Consider the following 18,255-nt stretch of genomic DNA (forward strand, 5'->3'; position numbering starts at 1 on the left):
GCCGATGACCAGGGGATCGCGTTCGCAGATGGTCGCGGAGTGGATGCGCCAGCAGATCAGGGATGGAATCTGGCCACTGAACACGCGCATCCCGACAGAGACAGAGCTGGCCAATCTCCTCGGCGTCGGACGCAGCACCGTCCGGGAGGCGACCCGATCGATCGCCGACACCGGCATGTTGGAAAGCGGTGCCGGCCGGGGAACGTTCGTCCGCGCCCGCAGCCCGGTCAACGCGGTCCTCACCGAACACCTGATCCACCAACCGATCCACACGGTACTCGGGCTTCGGCGGGCGATCGAGGTCGAGGCAGCCGGGCTGGCCGCCCGGAACCGTACCGCCGACGACATCGAGCGGCTGCGACGATCGTTGGACGCAGCCCCGCGCCATGATCCCCACCCGAGTGATGGCCGGCCGGACGCTGCCGGCGCACTCGTCCTGCCGTCGCCAGGATCGTTCCACGCCGACATTTTCGACGCGGCCGGCAACCCGTTGCTCGCCGAGTTCTATCAGTGCGCGATCGCGGCGCTGCGAAACGGGGTCGGCCGGGGCGTGCTGACCCCTGGCACCGCGAGCGAACGACTGGCTGACCATCAGCGCATCCTCACCGCGATCATCGCCGGCGATGTCGAGGGAGCCCGTACGGCGGCGGCGGATCACGCCGACCGCGACTTCGTCCTCGCCGGCTCTGCCGCTGCGGACCCGGTCCCGTCGCAACCGGGAGCCGCACCGGCGCTGGCCGACGACCGGCCGGCCGACGACCACGTGCAGCCTCAGACCGGGCGACGCCGCGCGTCCCGGGCGAGCAGCCAGACCAGGTAGAGCCCACCCAGCGAGCCCGTCACCACCCCCACCGGCAACTGGACCGGCGCGAACAGCCGCTGCGCCAGCTGATCACAGACGAGGACCAGCAACGCGCCCATCATCACGGCCCCACCGATTCCCGGTCCCGCCGACCTCGTCAACCGACGGGCCAGCTGCGGCGCGGCGAGCGCAACGAAAGCGATCGGCCCGGCGACCGCGGTCGCCAGCGACACAAGAGCGACCCCGACCGCGACCGCGACCGCTCGGACCCGATGCGGCGGCACACCGAGGCCGGCGCTGACGTCGTCGCCGAGCATGAGCACCGCGAGCAGCCGGGACAACGGCGCGGCCAGCACCGCGAGCAGGCAGGCCGCGCTGCCCGCCACCGAGACCGTCGCCCACGACATGGCGTTGAGCGAGCCGGCCAGCCACTGCGCGGCGGTCTGCGCGGCGGTGAGCGACGACCGCACCAGAAGCAACGCGTTGACCGCCGACAGCACCGCCCCGATACCCACACCCACCAGGACCAACTGGTATCCGGAGACGCCGCCGCCTCGTCGGCGCGACAGCCCGTACACGACGACGGCCGTGACGAAGCCGCCGGCCAGTGCCCCGATCGCGACCTGCGAGGGCGTACCCCCGATCAGGATGATGCTCACCAGCGCCCCACTCGCCGCACCGGCGGTGAAGCCGATGATGTCCGGGCTGCCCAGTGGATTGCCCGACACGGACTGGAAGATCGCCCCGGAGGCGCCGAGCGAGCCGCCGACGACGACCGCCGCCAACGCCCGTGGCAGCCGCAGGTCCCGGACGAAGATCACGGCCAGCACGTCATCCGTGGTGCCGAACAGCGCGGCCAGCGACTCACCCGGCGACGCCGGATGATCACCGAACAGCACCGCGAAGCCGGCGGCGCTGACGACGCCCGCGAGCAGCGCCGCCGCCACCACCGCCGGACGGCGGGCCACCAGCAGTGCGACCGGGCCGAGCCGCCAGCGCAGATGTCTGCTGTCGACGGACACCGGTCAGACCGCCTTGGACCGGGTACGTCGCACCACGGCGACGAACACCGGGCCCCCGATGATCGCCGTGACGATACCCACCTGCACCTCGGACCCGCCGGCGAGCCGGCGACCGACCACGTCGGCGAGCAGGAGCAGAGCCGGACCGTACAGCGCGGCGGCCAGATTCACCCAACGCTGGTCCGGACCGATCAACGCGCGGGCCAGGATCGGCACGCCGAGACCGACGAACCCGACCGGCCCGACAGCCGCCGTCGCCGCCCCACACAGCAGGACCACGGCAGCCATCGTCGCGGCCACCGTCGAACGGAACCGCACGCCGAGTGCCCGACCGGTCTCCTCACCCAAGGCGAGTGCGTTGAGCGCCGGCCCGACCGCCACGGCCACGACCAGCCCCAGGACCACGAACGGCACGACGGCGGCGAGGACGTCCCACCGCCGACCTTCCAGAGAGCCCGCCGCCCAGAAGCGGAACTCGTTGAAAGCCGTCTGATCGGTCAGGATGACGGTCTGGACCAGGGAGGTGGCCGCAGCACTGACCGCTATCCCGCCGAGTGCCAACCGGGCGGGAGTCGCGGCGAGGCCCGGCGCCGATCCCAGGAGGTAGACGACGAGCGACGCGACCGCCGCGCCGACGAAGGCGAACCACAGGTAGAACCAGATGCCGACGTAGCCGGCGAGCGCCACCGCGGCGACGACCGCGAGTCCCGCCCCGGCGCTGACGCCGAGGATGCCGGGATCCGCCAACGGGTTACGGGTCAGCGACTGCATCACCGCACCGGCGACGGCGAGCGCCATCCCGACGGTGATCGCCAGCAGGGTACGCGGAACCCGTTGCCCGCGCACGATCGTCGCCGCGAGCGATTCGTCCGGACGGACCAGGGCCTCCCACACCTGCTCCGGTGGAATCCACCGTGATCCGACGGCCAGGCTGGCGGCGATGCCCACCAGCAGCAACACGACCGCGACCAGCAGCACGACCGCCCGGCGCAGGCCGGGACGGCGGACGGCGGACGACCCCGATTGATCGACGCACGTCACCGGCGGCGAGGTCGAGGCACGGTCGGCTGGCGGATCGGGGGCGACCGTAGCCCGTCGGGAGGTCATCCGGAGTCGGGCCGTGATCGGCGGCGGACCAGCTGCACGACGATGCCACCGATCGCCGCCAGCGACGCGACGCCCAGGATCGCCCAGAGCAGGACGTTGCCGTCCAGGCCACCATCGGTGGCCACGCGGACCACCGCCACCCCACTCGGGGTAGCGGTGGGCTGCCCACTGGCGGACGCCGAGACGGCGCCGGCCGCTGGGCTGTCTGTCACCGGTGGCGGAGCGGGCTCGGCCGGGCCCGCGCCGGGCGGGCTGCCACCCGCCGGTGTCCCCTCGGGATCCGGGCGGGGGGTCCCGCCCGCCGCGACGACGGTGAAGTCCGACCCGCCCCGCAGGGTGTACCCCCTGGTGCCCGCGTTGCCGTTCGCGTCGGTGAACTGCTCGGTGGCGAGATAGCGCAGCCAGTGAGCCCCGGGCGGCAGATCGGCCGGAACCGGCACGCTGCCGGACACGGTACCGTCCGCCGCGATCTGCTGGATGTGGACGACACAGGCACCGTGCACCGCGGCCGCACCGCAATAGTCCCCGTCGTCAATCTTGATGTTGACCGACTCCCCCGGCGGGAAACCGCTGACCTGGAACGAGATGGATGACCCCGGGGTGATGTCGCGGGGGGACACCGAGGACGCCGTACCCGGTGTGTCCGGCGAGGCACCGCCGGGCGGCACCGCCCCGGACGTCGTCGCGGCGGCGAGCCCGACGACCGCGCCGGCCAGGGCAGCCACCAGCCGGCTGCGGGTACGGCCGGGCCCGGCTGGCCGTACCCGTGGACCGTCGCGGCCCGCAAGCCTGCCGGTCACGCCGCCACCTCCCGGCTGATCGGGCGGGGCCGACGGGTGCACGCCAGCGCGACACTCCCGGCCAGGATGAACAAGCCACCGAGCAGACCGGCCCGATAGGCATCGATGCCGGTGGTGGGCAGTTCGTCGTCGGTGCCGCCGGATCCCGGATTCGGGCTGCCGCTCGGGGTGGGCGATCCACCGGGGGATGCGGGCGCGGTGACGGTGAACGAGTCCGTCTGGACCGCCCGGATGTTGTCGCCCGCCTTGAGCGAGCCGGTCAGCAACCGCAGCGTGTACGTGCCGGGGGTGAACTCCGGCGTCGAGTTGCTCGCGGTGGGTAGCCGGATGCCGACGTCGAAGGATCCGTCGGCACCAGCCTCGACCACCTGCCAGACCGTGAGGTTGGCGTTCGGCCCTTGACCGGTCAGGTGGCTGTATGCCCCGTCGTTGATCTTCACCGCGATGACGGAGCCGCCGTCGGTCGGATGACACCATCCGGTCCCTTGCAGCCGGAGCGTGCCACCGATCACCGCCGATCCGGCCACCTCGAAGGTCGCCGCCGCGCTCGTCGGGCATTCTGCTGGCTGAGCGAGGACACCGACGCGGGCGGCTGCGGCGGCTGCCGCGTCTGGCTCTGGGGTGGGCAACCCGTCCAGGACCGGATCGGCGGTGACAGCGGAGGTCGGCAGCGGGCCGGCGGTGACAGCGGGCGTCGGCAGCGGCGAGATCACGGTGTCGGGCGTCGCGGACACCGTCGGCGCGGCAGACGCGACAGACGTCGGCGATGACGCGGATGGCGCCGGGCTGGTCGCGGCCGGCGTGGCGGACGCCGAAGGCACGCCAGCGGTCTCGTCCTCGGCGGCGGCCGGTAGGCCGACGACCGCCACGGCGGCCACTACGGACGTGGCGAACGCCAGCCGACCTGCGACTCGCACCCGGCGCCCTGATGCTGAACTCTCACGATGAAATCTCATTGTCCAATCAACGCCTTTTCTACGTCGTCGACGATCCGGTTCATCAACAGCGGTCCACCGGTCGACGTCCACACCGAACCGTCCACCAGCACGACCCGGTCGGCCTGGTACGCCGTGAGCTCACTGAAACCGGGCACCGCCCGGGCGTCGTCAAGCGCCTTACGGGCGGCATCGACGCCGGCCCCACCCCCGGCGTCAGGATTGCCCACCGAGGATCCGCCGAGCGTGCCGAAGAACATCCAGTCGGCGTCGATCTGCACCAGATTCTCCAGCGAGACTGGCTCGCTGTGGCCTCGACCGGTACGGTCTTGAGCCGGTGGACGCCGCAGGCCCAGGTCGGTCAACGCGAGTCCGGCCGGCAGTTCCTTGAGGATCAACGATGCCGACGACCCCTGCCAACGCACGATCGAGTACGTCTCGTCGAGGCGTTCGCCCAGCTGCTCGTGGACTTCGGCCACCAGCGCCTCGTACGCCTCGACCACCTCGCGCCCCCGTTCCGTCAGGTTGAGTGCCTCGGCCACGTACCCGAACGTCACCCGCCAGTCCCCACCCGCGTGCCCCGCGTACACCGTCGGCGCGATCTTGCGTAGCAGCGCGATCGTCGGCGGGTTGTTGTTGATCGAGGTTCCGTCGACCAAAATGAGGTCCGGCGCGGCGCGCCCGATGGCTTCGAAATTGGGCTGCGCGACGCTACCGAGCAGTGGAATGTCCGCCGCCTGGTCCGCCAGATAGTTCGGCACGCCGGACTGACCGCGTCCGGTCGTGGTGCCGATCGGCGTCACCCCCAACGCGAGCGCACCGTCCAGAGTGGGTTCGCTCAAGGTGACCACCCGGCGCGGTCGTTGCGGTACCTCGACCTCGGTTCCTTCGATGTCGACGACCACCCGGGTCGCCACGGACAAGGTGTCCCGGTCGCCACCGCCGTTGCCGCAGGCACCCGTCGCCGCTACGACGAGCAGGCCGAGCGCCGCCAGCCATCGGGTGAGCCGCCGATCATGGGCCATGGCTGGTCTCCTGTCGCGGCGTGACCGGGTCGGGTTCGCTGCCTGCGCCGGTTTGGTGGGCCTGGTCCCCGGCAGGCGCGCTCCCGGTCGACGGACTCTCCGCGTCGCTCCCGGTCGTCGGTGCCTCGGCTTCCCGCCGGCCGTCGGCACGGGCCCGGGCGAGCGCGGCTGCTATCTGGCGACGGTGCCGGCCCCGGGTCAGCACACCGGCGGTGACGGCGGCGACGAGGACGAGAGAGGTCAAGGTCCAGAACCACGGCATCGCCCAGGTGCGCTCTCGGGCCTCACCCTCGGGTAGTGCCACCGGCACCTCGTCGACGCCGACCGTGCGAGGGACGACCCGGGCGGAGGTGGTCAGCATCACCAGCGCCGGGACCTCCTCGACGGTCAACTCGACCCGGAACGTCGCCCCCGGCAGTAGTTCAGGTACCTCGCCGACGTCAAAGGTCCGTGACCAGATACCGAATGGTGCGCGGAGCTCGACGGTGGTCGAGCCCTGGAGCCGGACGTTGCCGGTGTTGACGACGTCGTACCAGACGTGCATCGTGCCCTGGCCGTCGCTGCTCCAGCCACCGACGAAGTCGGTGTCCGGGTCACTGGGCACGAGCGCCGGTGTCAGGTCACCCGCCACGCGTAGGTGTACGCGGGCGCCTACCCGGCGTTCCACGCTCAGCTCGTCGGTGCCGGTGCCACCGACCGCGGCGACGATCCCGGCCGGGTGGTCACCCGGAGTCGCGTCCGCCGGCACCCGGAGGGTGAACGGCACGGTCGTACGCTGGTCGGGGGCGAGTTCGACCCTCGTCTGACCGAGTTCGATCCACGAACCCGCGTCGCGCGGTTGCTCACCGGCGGGCAGCAGGTCGAACAATCCGGCCGAGGTGGTGATGCCGTCGCTGGCGTACAGCCGGAAGGCGACGTCGTGGTCACTGAGGTTCGTGACCGTCACGTGGTCGGTGACCGAGTCACCTGGCTGCAGTTCGTACCGGAAGGAGACCCGGTCGTCCGGACCGTCCGCGTCGGAGGGCTGGACCGCCCACGTGACCGTGCCGCTCGGCTGTGCCGCCGCCGGCGCGGCGGCGGCCATCGGCAACGCTGTGGCCAGCAGTGCGGCTGCCACTGCGGGCAGAGCGCGACGGAAACGTCGCGCGCCCTGCCCGCGGTGGCGGTTGCGTGAATAACTGGTCACGTCAGTCCGTGGGGAACAGCGAAACGGTCAGCGTGGCGCGGTAGCCGCCCGGCACGGTGCCCAACGGCAGACCGAGTTCGAGGTCGGCACCGACCTCGGTGACCCCGACCCGGCCGACGTCGTCGGCGGTCGCCATGGTCGCGGCCGCACCGAGACCCGGCCCGCCGTCGAGGTGACCGGCAACTGTCGGCCCGGCCACCACGCCACCGCGTGGAGTCAGCACCTGCGGCGTCCAGCCGAGATGTTCGGCACCGAACTGGCCGCTCTCGGAGGCGAACGGGCCGCTCTGCGCGGACAGCGCCCAGCCGCCGTCGGCGGCCGCCGCCGCAGACCGGGCGTCGGTGACCGTCACGGCCGGAAGGTCTCCGGTGAACCGCAGCCGGCCGAGGGCTTCCTGCCGCTGCAGGGTGACTGCGGCACCGGGATCGATGGTCAGGGTGAGCGGGCCGTTGATCTCCTCGGGCACGGTCGCGTCGATGGTGATGCCGCCTTCGGAGCCGCCTGGCTCACCGGGGTCCGGGACGGAGGTCGGGGTGATTCGGATGATCGAGTCGACCGACCGGCCGCCGAAGGTCGCCCGGTCCACCACGTACGCGGATCCGTCGACGACCGTGATGTGGTTGGGGTGTACCGCGGTGTCAGTGACCGTGTACACGACCGTGTTCGTCGCCGTGTCGATGACGCTGATCGTGTGGGCGAAGAAATTCGCGACATAAAGAAGCCCGGTGCCGGGATCGACCGCCAGGGCGAGCGCGCCGCTGCCCGTCGGGACCGAGGTGACGTGGTCGTAGCTGGTGGCGTCCAGCACGGTCACGTCCGCCGAGTCCTGGTTGGCGGCGTAGACCCGGTCGCGCTGTGGGTATATCGCGACGTCGGACGAACGGACCGCGCCCGGCAGGTCGTGGTGCGCCACCGCGCCGCTGCCGGTGTCGATCACGGCGAGCGTGGGGGTGTCGAGCATCGAGGTGTAGATCTTGCCGCCGACCGGATCGAGGTCCAGCCCCATCGGCTGACCGTCGACGGTGATGTCCGGGCCGCGCTCGAAGGTCACCGCGTCGAAGGTGGCGACGTACTCGCCGGTGACGGCTGTGACGTAGACGGTCCCGCCGGCCTCGTCGACCTCGACCGACCGGCCGTGCTCGACGTCGTCGAACGAATGCAGGTGCTCGCCGGTCGCCTGGTCGTAGACCGCGACCCGGTTGAGTCGGGTGGAACTCGTCCAGACGGTGTTACGGGTGTCGTCGATGTCGATGCCGAAGACGCCCTGCGCCGTGCCGCTCGGCTCGTCCCACGGGACCCGGTAGGAGGTGATGATCTCCAACGTCTCCGGATCGACCTTGTGCAACCGTGAGGTGGTCACCGGTGGCGCCCCGGCCTGGGTCACCCACAACACGTCGTTGCGGGCGGAGTAGGCGATCTGGTACTGGCCCTCGCCGAGGTCGAACCGATCCACGTCGAACTCCCACGTGCCCGGATCGCCCGGGTCACCAGGATCGCCCGGGTCACCAGGATCACCCGGGTCACCGGGTCCGCCGTCGGCGACCACGGTGAACTCGGCTCCCAGTGAGCGGGTCTCGTCGCCGACGAGCATGGCCCCGGTGAGCAGCCGGACGTTGTGCCGCTCACCAACCGCCCACGACGTGTCCGAGTTGTTCAGAGTCGGGAACTCCAACTCGATGGACCACGATCCACTCGCATCGGCTTGGATCATCGCGTAGATCGTCTTGTTGAGCTGCACGGCACCGGTCACCGGATGAACCACGTCCCGCGTCGTGGAGACGGCTCCATCGTCGAGTTTGACGGCGATGACCGAGCCGGCGGTCCCGTCCAGGGACGTCCAGCCGCTCCCGGAAATCGCGATGGACTCGCCGACCACGACCTCGTCGGGCACGGTGTACGTGACGGTCGGGTCGGTGGGGCTGGTGTATTCGGTAGCAGCGGCGGGACCAGCGCCGGCCGTCACCGCGATCAGGCTGGCCACCAACGCGGCGGCGACCCCTGTCGCGAGCGTGCCGCGGCGGCGCGCCCACGGCGATCTGTACGTGTTCACGGACGAGTCCTCTACTTCCTGTCGGCGTCACCACCGAGCATTGGAGGCAACTTAGGTCAGGCTAACCATTGTCTGATGATGGGGCAAGACACGCCCGTCGCTCGTTCACCGGCCATCGGCGAAGCCGCTGCGACCTGGGCGGGTGGACGGGGTCACGCAGGGCGGCGAGCGGGTCAGCGGCGCGCGTAAACCGCGATCCAGTCCACGACGATCTCCGCGCGATCGGGCGTTCCCGCCTTCGGACAGGCAGCGAGCCCGTACTCACTGCTACGCTCGCAGCCACCCGACTGAGCCTGTAACGCCAGCCACATCGGCTCGTCCGGCACCCCGGCCGACTCCACACGGGCCCACACCTCGCCGTCGAGCAGATAGCGCACCTGCCCCGGCAACCATTCGACGCCGACCGTGTGCCAGGCGGTGAAGTCGACACCGCTCAGATCCCGTTGCACCTTCTGCCGTCCCGACTCGGACCGGAAATGCAGAAATGCCGACACACCCGTCCGCGAGCCGCCGAAGTCCTCGGCGAAGTCGATCTCCGGCGGCCACTGGTCGCTCTTCGGCCACAGCAGGAAGTGGTACGTGATCTCGTCGCTGGGGTCGGCCCGGAACCGCACCTCCCACCGCCCGTACATCTGACTCACCGGCCAGTTCGAGACCCCACCGGTGGTCCAGGCACCGTCGCGGCGATAGCCCTCCAGCACCAGCGTCCCTTCGCGCACGCTGACATGGTCGGGATGCCAGGTCGAATAGGGGTCCCCGCCGGGACTTCCGGAGTACGCCGTGAAATTCGCTCCCAGCTCTTGGCGTCCGAAGTCGTCGGTGAGAACCAGCTCCCAGCCGGGCAGGTCGCCCCGCGGTGGCGGCACACCCGACACGGTCGCCCCGTCCCCCGCACCAGGGTCGAGCCGGTCGACCACCGCCCAGCCGGCGACGGTCAGTAGCGCCACGGTGGTGAGCGCCGCCGTGACCGTCGCTCCGGTACGTCGACGTCGTGGGCCTCGCCGGACACCGGCCGTCATCGGAGCGCACCGTCGTCAACCGCAGCGGTCTCCCCGGGTCCGGCCGGTGCCGGTGCCGCCGGCGCGCCCGGGGCCACGGGCGGTGAATCGGCGAGTACCGCGAACCGCACCAGCGTCAGCACCAACAGGATGGTGAACGCCAACGCCAGCAACACCGCCGCGACCGCCCGGGCCAGCCGGAGCAACGCCGCCGGCACCGCCCGCGTCGCCGCACCTGGCGCGGCCCGGTCGGCACCGACAACGACCGGATCCACCGTCGCCGTCTCCCCGAGCCACCGCTCGCGCAGTGCCGACACCAGCACGCACAGCGCGACGACGACCGCTACCAGGACCGCGAACACCGGTGACGGCAGAAGCTGCTCGACCTCCTCCATCAGCCCGCGCTCCCCACCGTGGATTCCTCCGACTCGCTGTCGGCAGCGGCCTCGGCCACCCGTTCCAGCACGGTCACCTCCGCCGATCTGACCACCACCCGGTACCCGCCCGTCGAGAGCAACACGTCGATGATCTGTCCGGTCCACCCGACGGCGAGGCCGGAGCGCAGTCGTCCCGCCGCTTCCTGCCCGCCGGTGACGTACACAAAATCCGGACCGCTCGCGCCGTCCGGGCCGACCTGGTCCAGAAGGCAGTCACGGAGCTGGCCACGGCAGCCGGGCAGCGGCACCGGCTCGGGGTCGAGCCGGGCGAAACCGCCCAGCGGCAGTGGCCCGACCGCCTCCACCGTACCGATGCGCGCGCCGTCGGGAGCTGACGCGATCAGCGCCCGCGCCTGTGCCACCTGCTCGGCGGACACCCGCTCGAACGACACGTTCAGCCCACGGGTCAGGGTCAGCATCGCGAAGGTCACCATCAGCGTCGCCAGCACGGCACCCAACCGCAGCGCGCCCGCGACCATCGGTGCCCGGCGGTACGGCAGTGGTCGTAGCACGGCCTGCCCGACCCGGGCCAGGCCGACGGCGGCCAGCGGCGCGAGGAACGGACTGGCGTACAGGGCGCAGCGGATGATCACCTCTCCCCCGTACGACTGCACCAACAGCAGCCCTGCCGGGGTCGCGGCGAGACCGGCCGCCAGCGTGGCGATCCGGCGACGGCGGATCAGCCACCAGCCCACCACGCCGCCGAGCCCGAGCAGTCCGGTCCAGGCGATCCGGGTGAACTGCATCTGTTGATAAAGCGGGTCCCCCACGATGCGCTCACCGACCCCGCTGGACACCGTCGAGCCGAGCCGACCGAGGTCGCCGAGCAGGTCCGCCAGGTGCCCGGTCCAGAAGCCGGTGGCCCCGTACGAGAACCAACCGACGAACATCGCCGCCGCGCTGAGCCACAGGGTCCGCATCCGGGTGCCGCCGGCCAGGACGAACCACAGCAACGCGACGACCAGGGTGATCGGGGTCAGCTGATGGGTGACCACCAGCGCCGCGACGACCAGCGTGAGCGCGATCTCCAGCCAGACCATCCGGGTTCCGCTGAGCCGGTCCCCGGCTGGCCCCGGTCGGCCCGGGATCCGGTGCACCGCCCGCAGCCAGGACAGCCACCGCCGGCCGGGCAATGCCGGCACGTCGGCCGCGTCGAACGCCCACAGCAGCACCGCGAGCACTCCGGTGTAGAGGACGAACCCGGTGGCCTGGGCCGAGAAATAGTCCTGCTGGTACCAGTTGAAGGCAAGGTAGAGCACCACCCCGAGCCAGGCCAGTCGGGCACTACCGGTCACCAGTCGCCCGATCAGCCACAGGGCCGGCAACGCCAGCACGGTGAAGGCGACCGGCGCGACCAGGGTGAACGCGCTGGCATCAGGCAGGCCGGCGACCGCGACCAGGTACGCCGAGCCGGCGAGGAAACCCGGCCAACTGAACCGGGCGTCGGCACCAGTGGCCAGTTCGCCGGTACGGCTGACGAAGTCGATGAAGCCGACGTGGACCCAGACGGTGCTGTAGCCGGCCGCCCCGTCCGCGACACCGACCAACAGGTAGCCGCAGACCGCCGTAGCGACGCAGGCCACGGCCAGCAGGACATGGTCGACAACGGGTCGCAGCAACGCCCACCCGAGTACGCCGGCGAGTACGCCGAGCGCCAACCAGTAGCCGATCGGGGCGACCGCGATCAGCCCCAGCGCGCCGGCGTTCGCCGCGTCGAGCTGCCGGGTCGCCCACCACCACAGGATCAGTGCGACGCCGACCGCAGCGAAACCGACCCAACGCCCAGCCTGCCCGGCGCGGCCGGCCGCCTGCTCCGGCGGGTCCGGCTCGTCGGCCACCGGGAGGGCTGCCTGGTCGGCGGGCTCGCTCCGTTGGATGGCCGCGACCGCAGCCGGGGTGGCCAGTAGTCCGATCGCGGCGATGGCCGTCACCACGGTGAACGGGTCCCACACTCCCAGCACCGCCGTCACCGCGACCGCGAGCAGGGGTGCCGAAATCGACAGGCAGATGGCGAGGACCACGGTGACCAGCCGGTGCGGCAGGCGCAGCGCGTAACCGAGCGGTACCCCGGGCACGGTGACGAGGAAGGCGACGGTGGCGAACAGGCGGCCAGGCACCGGCAGGTCCAGCAGGGTCACGGTCGGCACCACGACCGCGAGAACGCCGGCCACCGCGACCGCGACCACGTCGTATGCCCGTGGGTCGGACCGTCGCGGCGCGGCCGTGGTCCGTCGGCCGTCCCCGGCCACTGTCACCTCGACCCCGGCCGCTGTCACGTCGACCCCGGGCGCCGTCCGTTGGCCGTGGCTGCTCCCCGTCACGTCGACCTCGGCGCCGGTCATCGCCGCCACCGCGCGCGGACGCGTCCCCACAGCAGCAGCCACGGCCCGGCCAGGTAGCCGGCGAACTCCGCGCAGCTCAGCGCCAGCGGGAAATCAGGCGATCGGCCGGCGTACTTGGGTGACTGTGGATCGACGACCACCCGCAGCGCCTTGGGCGAGGAGCGCATGATCCGCAGCGCCGCCGACCAGCCCGAGACGAGCTGTTTGAAGGCCACCGCGGTGAATCCGCTGCCGTAGCCGAACAGCTGGCGGCGCAGTGCCGGGCGGCTGTCCCGGTGGAAGTGGCGCACCAGTGCGCTCGGCACGTACAGGATGGCGTGCCCGGCGGTGAGCACGGCCCGGAACATGTCGAGGTCCTCGCCGCCGCGCGTCGGGCTGCCCGCGCCCAGAGCCGGATCGAAGCCGGCCAGTTCTCGCAGTACCTCGGCCCGGAACGCCATGTTGTTACCGGATCCGTAGTTGCCGGCCACGTACGGGAACAGCGGGCCCCGGTCCCCGATCTGGGCCGCGTGGGCCAGCCGTGGCGGGACGGGCCGTACCGACCACACCTTGGCCATATAACCCTTGTCGAACGCGCCGTACTCTTCGAACAGCCGCTCCCAGCGGGTGTCCAGGCAGGCCGGGGTCACCAGACCGGTCACGCAGCCAACGGCGGGGTCCACGGCGAACCCGCGGATCGCCTCGGCCAGCCAGTGCACGTCCGGCAGCGCGTCGTCGTCGGTGAAGGCCACGATGTCACCACTCGCCGCCGCGAGACCCGCGTTGCGGGCCCTGGACAGCCCACGCCGGGGCTGCGCGACGATCCGCAACCGAGCATCGTCCACATCTGCCAGGCAGGGCCGGACCCGGTCGCTGACCGGATCGTTGTCGACGACGATGAGTTCCAGGTCGCGGTACGTCTGGGCAAGGATCGCCGCGACCGCCGCCGGCAGCCGCGCCTCGGTGCCCAACGTGCACAGCACGACCGATACCAGCGGCTGGCCGCTCGCCACGGCGTGCTCATCGGAGGCCGCCGGTGCGCTGGCCCGCGCCAACCGCAGCAGCTCGTCCGGGGTCGCCGCGGACGGTACCGGCACGCCCGCCCGGTCCAGATGCACCCGTAGCGCCGGCCCGAGCCCGCGCTCGACCGCGCGTTCCAGCACCCCCGCACCGTCGGCCGTGACCCGCGGCGGTAGAACGACCCGACCGACCGGAAGACCACGGAAGCGGATCAGGACACTCGCGGCCGCCGCCGGTACGGCGAGGTCGCGCCCGGCGGTGCCAGCCAGTTCCACCTCCACCACCGCCATCGGACGGTCCTCGGGGTGCGCGGCCGTCGCGGCCCGTTTCCGGCTGGCGCGCAGGCCCACCAGGTATCCGCCGGCCGTGGCGAACAGACCGAGCACCGTCATCGTGGCGCGGGCCGGTCCGGCCAGGTCGCCCCGCACCACCGCCACGAAGTGCCGAGCCACCGCGGCCGGCAGTGTTCGCAGCGCGTAGCGCCGCTCCGCCGACAGCGACGAAGTCCGTCCGACCGCGGCCGACAGCACCGCCTTGGACCGGCCCTCGTGGTGGCATCGGGACAGAAAGTAGCCGACCGTGGCCCGTGCCACCGGAACGCGGTGGTCCACCGTCGGCTCGTCGAACCGCACGACGGCGGCCGGGCCGTAGGCCCGCCCCACCCGGATTCCCAGCTCCGTCTCCTCGCACCCGCTGGGTACGGCGGCCACCCGGCCGAGTCGGACGGAGAAGTCCCCCACCTGGTCCAGGGCATCGCGGCGGATCGCCATGTTCGCGCCGATCGGATTGCGTACCGGGGTGCCGGCCGCGCCGATTCCCCGGTAGTCGCAGCCCACCACCCAGCCGTACTCGTCGGGGAACCAGCGGGGGGCGCGGCCGTCGGCCCAGTCGGGCCGTACCGCGCCGCCCGCCATCATCACGGTCTGGTCGGTGAAGATCCGGCGCCAGGCGGCGAGCCATCCAGGGCCTGGTACGGCGTCGTCGTCCAGGAAGATCACGACCGGTGCGGTCGTGGCCGCGATTCCGGTGTTGCGGGCTTCCGAGAGTCCCTGCTCGCCGCCGTTGGCGATGACGGTCGCGGTCGGTACGGCGGCGCGCAGCAGCCGGAGCAGTTCGTCGTGGTGGTCCACGACCACCACTAGTTGATCATGATCTGGGTCCAGTTGCCGGGTGGCCGCGTCGAGGCACCGGCGAATGACGGCGAGCCGGTCGGGGGTGTGCACGCACACCACCACGGCTACCGGTCCGGCCGCTGCCGGAACCGTCGTCGGGTGGGTCCGCGCCACGGGCCGTGGCGCTCTGTGGTCCGCCGTGCGGACTCCGGCCACGCTACTCGACATGGCTCGTCTCGTGTTCGCTCCGGGTGCCGGCCGGCTGGCGCAGCACGGTGTTGAGCCGTTCCCGTACCAGCCGGGTCGCCGTAGCCGCACCGGCCAGCCCGCCGGCCCGTGCGCCGACCGCGATCAGCGTCGGCGCGTACCGGTACGCGTAGCGCAACGCCGCCGTCGGCCCGCGTCCCGGCGGCCAGATCATGTCGGCCGCGACCCGCTCCGGTATGCCGGTCACGCCGGCGGCGGCCAGGTTCTCCCGCGAGATCCGGATGGCGGCGGTCCGCTGCGCGGTCGACGCCGTCGCGCTGACCTGTGCGGCGTCGACCCGGTACCGCAGGCCGGTGAACGGCAGGTTGGCGAGGTCGCCGAGCCGGCTCAGCTCACTGAACAATTTGTAGTCCTCCGCGTACGTGTATTCGGCCTGGTACCTGGTCCCGGAGTCGCGTAGTACGGCGAGGCGCAGCAACGCGGACGGATGAGCGATGCAGGTGCCGAAGAGCAGCCGGGCCCGGCACCGGGCCGGGGTCCTGGGCATCCGGACCCGGCCGGTCGCGGCCCCGAACAGCTCGTAGTCGGTGCCGCAGGCGACCACACCCGGATTCCGATCGAGGAACGCGACCTGCCGGGCGAGGCGCTCGGGGTCGGCCAGGTCGTCGGCGTCCATCCGGGCCAGCAGCTGTCCGCTCGCCGCGTCCAGGCCGGTGTTGAGCGCGGCGACGATCCCGGAACGCGACATGCGCAGCACCCGCAACCGCGGATCCGGCACCGACATCAGGATCTCGGCGGTCGGGTCGGTCGACCCGTCGTCGACCACGAGCAGTTCCAGGTCGGTGAAGGTCTGCTCCAGCACGCTGCGGATCGCCGGTGCCAGGTGGGCCGCGCCGTTGTGGACCGGCATCAGCACCGTCACCCGTGGGCTTCTCATGGCTGCCCACCGACGCCTGTCGCAATGAGCGACCGGGCTTCCCGTACCAGGGGAACGGCGACCACCGCAGCCGCCGTCGCCTGCGCCGCGACCATCGCCAGTCCTACCCCGACCAGCCCGTAGGTGGGCACCAGAAGCATCGCCCCACCGATGGTGACCACCACCATGCCGGCCTGGACCGCGACCAGGAGTCGTAGCCGTCGCCGTACCTGAACGACGGCGGCGTACGCCGCCGTCACCACGGCGACGAGCGTCTCCCCGGCGAGCAGGAGCACCAGCGGGGTCGCGGCCGCCAGGTAGTCGCCGCCGACCAGCCACAGCAGGATCGGACCGCCCACGGCCAGCCCGGCCGCGCACATCCCGGCGACCGCCGCCATCAGCCGGATCATCCGCCGGGTGAGGGCCGCCTGGGGGGCACCCGGCGCGGACGCGTCCACCACGTACGAGGCGATCACGTTGGCCCGCAGCATCCCGGCCGCCGTGCCGAGCGCGGCGGCCAGGTTGTAGTAGGCCGAGGACTCCGGCCCCAACTGGGACAGCACGACCAGCGGCAGGCACAGCGGCGTGAGGGTGACCACGAGCGACATGGCAAACGACGCGCCCTGGAAGGCCCAGATCTGGCGGGCCGGTGGCAGGGTCGGGGCGACGTCGTCACTGGCGCTGAGCCCGTGGCGGAACAGCCAGCCGGCGATCACGACGGTGACGCAGCAGGCGAGCAGCAGCCAGGTCCCGGTCATCGCGAGATCCGATGCCGCGTACGCCAGCAGCGGCAACGGAAGTATCTTGAGCAGCGACAGGGAGACGTTCTTCAGGGCTACCACGCGAACCCGGCGCAGACCGGTCAGGATCGGGTCGAGCAGGGCGTAGCCGGCCAGCACCACGACCAGCGCCGGGAAGAGCAGGCGTTCCGTCATGTGCTGGAACAACTCGTCGCGGCCGACTCCGAAGAAGACGAACCCGACACCGAGGATCGCCGCGACGACGCCGGCCAGCAGTAGTCCGCCGACGACGAGCCGGCGGGTCCGGTCTCCGGCGACCGGGAGGAACCGCTGGTAGCTCCCGCCCAGGGACAGGCATGCCAGTGAGCTGAGCATGGTCGCGGTGGAGATCGTCGCCGATGCCCGTCCGACCTCGGCGGTCGGATAGAGCCGGCCCGCCACCACCCAGTACGCAACGCCGAGCACGCCGGTGACGATCGACGAGGTCATCAGCGTGACGGCGCGCGACTCCATACTCGACCGCCGCAGCCGCGCCAGCGGTGCTGTGGTCGGCGCGACCGTCAGTGTGGCGCTGTCGACGGGCCGGTCCGTCAACACCATCAGCCCGTCACGTCGGACAGCTCGTTGTCGGCGCGGACCCCGCCGACCGGCCGGGGTACGACCGGGGACCACATGACGGCCCGGTGGTACGAGGAGATCGCCGCCTGGGTCCGGCGCCCGCGCCATTCGGTGAAAATGGTGCGTAGTACGCGTACCCCGTCGCGGAAGGCGTGCAGGTTGCTCACTCCGTGGACCCGGTTCTCCTCGAAGCTCGGCACCTCCCGTACGGTCAACCCGGCCGCCGCGACCCGGCAGTTGATGACTGTCTCGATCTCGAATCCGTCACCCCAGCAGGCGTTCGGCCCGGCCGGCAGCCGCGACGGCAGCCGCATCATCGGCAGTACGTCGACCCAGAACGCGTTGTAGCCGTAACACAGGTCGGTGAACCTGACGCGGAACAGCAGGTTGGTCAGCAAGGTCAGAACGCTGTTTCCCGCGCCGCGGAGCCGGGTGAGGTCGGCACTGCCGCCGCCGGCACAGGTCCGGCTGCCCTTGGCGAAGTCCGCCCCGGAGGCGAGCGCGTCGACGAATCGCGGGATCTCGGCGGCGTTCGCGCTGCCGTCCGCGTCGAACATGACGATCACGTCACCGGTCGCCTCCGCGAACCCGCAGACGAGCGCGTTGCCCTTGCCCTGCCGGGTCTGACTGACCAGGCGTGCCGACGGCAGCAGTCGCCGGACCGTTTCGACCGTGTCGTCAACGGAGTTGCCGTCGACGACGATCACCTCGTGGACCGGGGGCAACGTCGGTAGTACGCGTTCCAGGTTGCGCGCTTCGTTCAACGCGGGGATGACGATCGTGACTCGCGGTCGGGTGGAACGGGGGTGGCGGGAGCTCACGTCTGTGCTCCGTTCGTTTCCTGACCCATAGCGGGCCAAACGTCAGACAAAGGCAAGGCTTACCTTAGTACGATTCGGAGAACAGGCAATAGCCCGAGACCCCGGTTATCCAGCTCACGTGACCGGTCCCGGACCAGC

15 protein-coding genes are annotated in these 18,255 nt (G+C 71.5%); 1 reads left to right on the forward strand and 14 read right to left on the reverse strand.

The genetic code is table 11. From position 1 onward, the window contains the following. The first annotated feature begins 4 nt into the window (after positions 1 to 4). Positions 5 to 820: a FadR/GntR family transcriptional regulator gene (locus ACN27J_RS18855; protein WP_421367978.1), complete on the forward strand. Its 816-nt coding sequence runs from the start codon at positions 5 to 7 to the stop codon at positions 818 to 820. Here the strand turns inward: ACN27J_RS18855 and ACN27J_RS18860 are convergent. The 14 genes from ACN27J_RS18860 to ACN27J_RS18925 all read right to left on the reverse strand — a co-directional run bounded on the left by ACN27J_RS18860 (position 772) and on the right by ACN27J_RS18925 (position 18,117). Continuing rightward, complete coding sequence (locus tag ACN27J_RS18860; RefSeq protein ID WP_421367981.1) at positions 772 to 1,824, reverse strand: FecCD family ABC transporter permease; 1,053 nt, start codon at positions 1,822 to 1,824, stop codon at positions 772 to 774. The two genes, ACN27J_RS18855 and ACN27J_RS18860, sit on opposite strands and share 49 nt — an antisense overlap. 3 nt (positions 1,825 to 1,827) lie before the next feature. Beyond that, on the reverse strand, positions 1,828 to 2,931 hold the full coding sequence (locus ACN27J_RS18865) for a FecCD family ABC transporter permease (protein WP_421367984.1): 1,104 nt from the start codon (positions 2,929 to 2,931) through the stop codon (positions 1,828 to 1,830). Then, complete coding sequence (locus tag ACN27J_RS18870) at positions 2,928 to 3,731, reverse strand: hypothetical protein (RefSeq protein WP_421367987.1); 804 nt, start codon at positions 3,729 to 3,731, stop codon at positions 2,928 to 2,930. The genes ACN27J_RS18865 and ACN27J_RS18870 overlap by 4 nt, the downstream gene beginning before the upstream one ends. Further along, positions 3,728 to 4,648: a hypothetical protein gene (locus tag ACN27J_RS18875; protein ID WP_421367989.1), complete on the reverse strand. Its 921-nt coding sequence runs from the start codon at positions 4,646 to 4,648 to the stop codon at positions 3,728 to 3,730. Before ACN27J_RS18875 ends, ACN27J_RS18870 begins: the two co-directional genes overlap by 4 nt. A gap of 35 nt (positions 4,649 to 4,683) precedes the next feature. Continuing rightward, positions 4,684 to 5,691, reverse strand: a complete 1,008-nt coding sequence (locus ACN27J_RS18880; RefSeq protein WP_421367992.1) for an ABC transporter substrate-binding protein — start codon at positions 5,689 to 5,691, stop codon at positions 4,684 to 4,686. Then, positions 5,681 to 6,808 carry a WxL protein peptidoglycan domain-containing protein gene (locus tag ACN27J_RS18885; protein ID WP_421367995.1) on the reverse strand — a complete coding sequence of 376 codons (1,128 nt, stop codon included), beginning with the start codon at positions 6,806 to 6,808 and terminating at the stop codon, positions 5,681 to 5,683. Before ACN27J_RS18885 ends, ACN27J_RS18880 begins: the two co-directional genes overlap by 11 nt. A gap of 70 nt (positions 6,809 to 6,878) precedes the next feature. Further along, positions 6,879 to 8,927 (reverse strand): YncE family protein, encoded by a 2,049-nt coding sequence (locus ACN27J_RS18890; RefSeq protein ID WP_421367998.1) that lies wholly within the window; start codon positions 8,925 to 8,927, stop codon positions 6,879 to 6,881. 173 nt (positions 8,928 to 9,100) lie between these two features. Further along, the gene (locus tag ACN27J_RS18895) at positions 9,101 to 9,844 is read right to left on the reverse strand and encodes a glycoside hydrolase family 16 protein (protein ID WP_421368001.1); all 744 of its coding nucleotides are present in this window, start codon (positions 9,842 to 9,844) and stop codon (positions 9,101 to 9,103) included. Between the two features lie 98 nt (positions 9,845 to 9,942). Beyond that, on the reverse strand, positions 9,943 to 10,320 hold the full coding sequence (locus tag ACN27J_RS18900; protein WP_421368004.1) for a hypothetical protein: 378 nt from the start codon (positions 10,318 to 10,320) through the stop codon (positions 9,943 to 9,945). Beyond that, positions 10,320 to 12,704 (reverse strand): hypothetical protein, encoded by a 2,385-nt coding sequence (locus ACN27J_RS18905; protein WP_421368006.1) that lies wholly within the window; start codon positions 12,702 to 12,704, stop codon positions 10,320 to 10,322. Before ACN27J_RS18905 ends, ACN27J_RS18900 begins: the two co-directional genes overlap by 1 nt. Continuing rightward, positions 12,701 to 15,043, reverse strand: coding sequence for a glycosyltransferase family 2 protein (locus ACN27J_RS18910; RefSeq protein ID WP_421368008.1), 2,343 nt, complete (start codon positions 15,041 to 15,043; stop codon positions 12,701 to 12,703). Before ACN27J_RS18910 ends, ACN27J_RS18905 begins: the two co-directional genes overlap by 4 nt. Beyond that, positions 15,033 to 15,959 (reverse strand): glycosyltransferase family 2 protein, encoded by a 927-nt coding sequence (locus ACN27J_RS18915; RefSeq protein WP_421368011.1) that lies wholly within the window; start codon positions 15,957 to 15,959, stop codon positions 15,033 to 15,035. The genes ACN27J_RS18910 and ACN27J_RS18915 overlap by 11 nt, the downstream gene beginning before the upstream one ends. Next, complete coding sequence (locus tag ACN27J_RS18920; protein ID WP_421368014.1) at positions 15,956 to 17,278, reverse strand: lipopolysaccharide biosynthesis protein; 1,323 nt, start codon at positions 17,276 to 17,278, stop codon at positions 15,956 to 15,958. Before ACN27J_RS18920 ends, ACN27J_RS18915 begins: the two co-directional genes overlap by 4 nt. After that, positions 17,278 to 18,117: a glycosyltransferase family 2 protein gene (locus ACN27J_RS18925; RefSeq protein ID WP_421368017.1), complete on the reverse strand. Its 840-nt coding sequence runs from the start codon at positions 18,115 to 18,117 to the stop codon at positions 17,278 to 17,280. The genes ACN27J_RS18920 and ACN27J_RS18925 overlap by 1 nt, the downstream gene beginning before the upstream one ends. Positions 18,118 to 18,255 lie beyond the last annotated feature (138 nt).

It is taken from the genome of Solwaraspora sp. WMMB762 (genome assembly GCF_049179115.1).
Classification (GTDB): Bacteria; Actinomycetota; Actinomycetes; order Mycobacteriales; family Micromonosporaceae; genus Micromonospora_E.

Excerpts from the sequence above, each read along its gene's own strand:
- ACN27J_RS18855 (WP_421367978.1), top strand. The coding sequence starts at position 5 with ATGACCAGGGGATCGCGTTCGCAGATGGTCGCGGAGTGGATGCGCCAG.
- ACN27J_RS18865 (WP_421367984.1), bottom strand. The coding sequence starts at position 2,931 with ATGACCTCCCGACGGGCTACGGTCGCCCCCGATCCGCCAGCCGACCGT.
- ACN27J_RS18880 (WP_421367992.1), bottom strand. The coding sequence starts at position 5,691 with ATGGCCCATGATCGGCGGCTCACCCGATGGCTGGCGGCGCTCGGCCTG.
- ACN27J_RS18900 (WP_421368004.1), bottom strand. The coding sequence starts at position 10,320 with ATGGAGGAGGTCGAGCAGCTTCTGCCGTCACCGGTGTTCGCGGTCCTG.
- ACN27J_RS18905 (WP_421368006.1), bottom strand. The coding sequence starts at position 12,704 with ATGACCGGCGCCGAGGTCGACGTGACGGGGAGCAGCCACGGCCAACGG.
- ACN27J_RS18910 (WP_421368008.1), bottom strand. The coding sequence starts at position 15,043 with ATGTCGAGTAGCGTGGCCGGAGTCCGCACGGCGGACCACAGAGCGCCA.
- ACN27J_RS18915 (WP_421368011.1), bottom strand. The coding sequence starts at position 15,959 with ATGAGAAGCCCACGGGTGACGGTGCTGATGCCGGTCCACAACGGCGCG.
- ACN27J_RS18920 (WP_421368014.1), bottom strand. The coding sequence starts at position 17,278 with ATGGTGTTGACGGACCGGCCCGTCGACAGCGCCACACTGACGGTCGCG.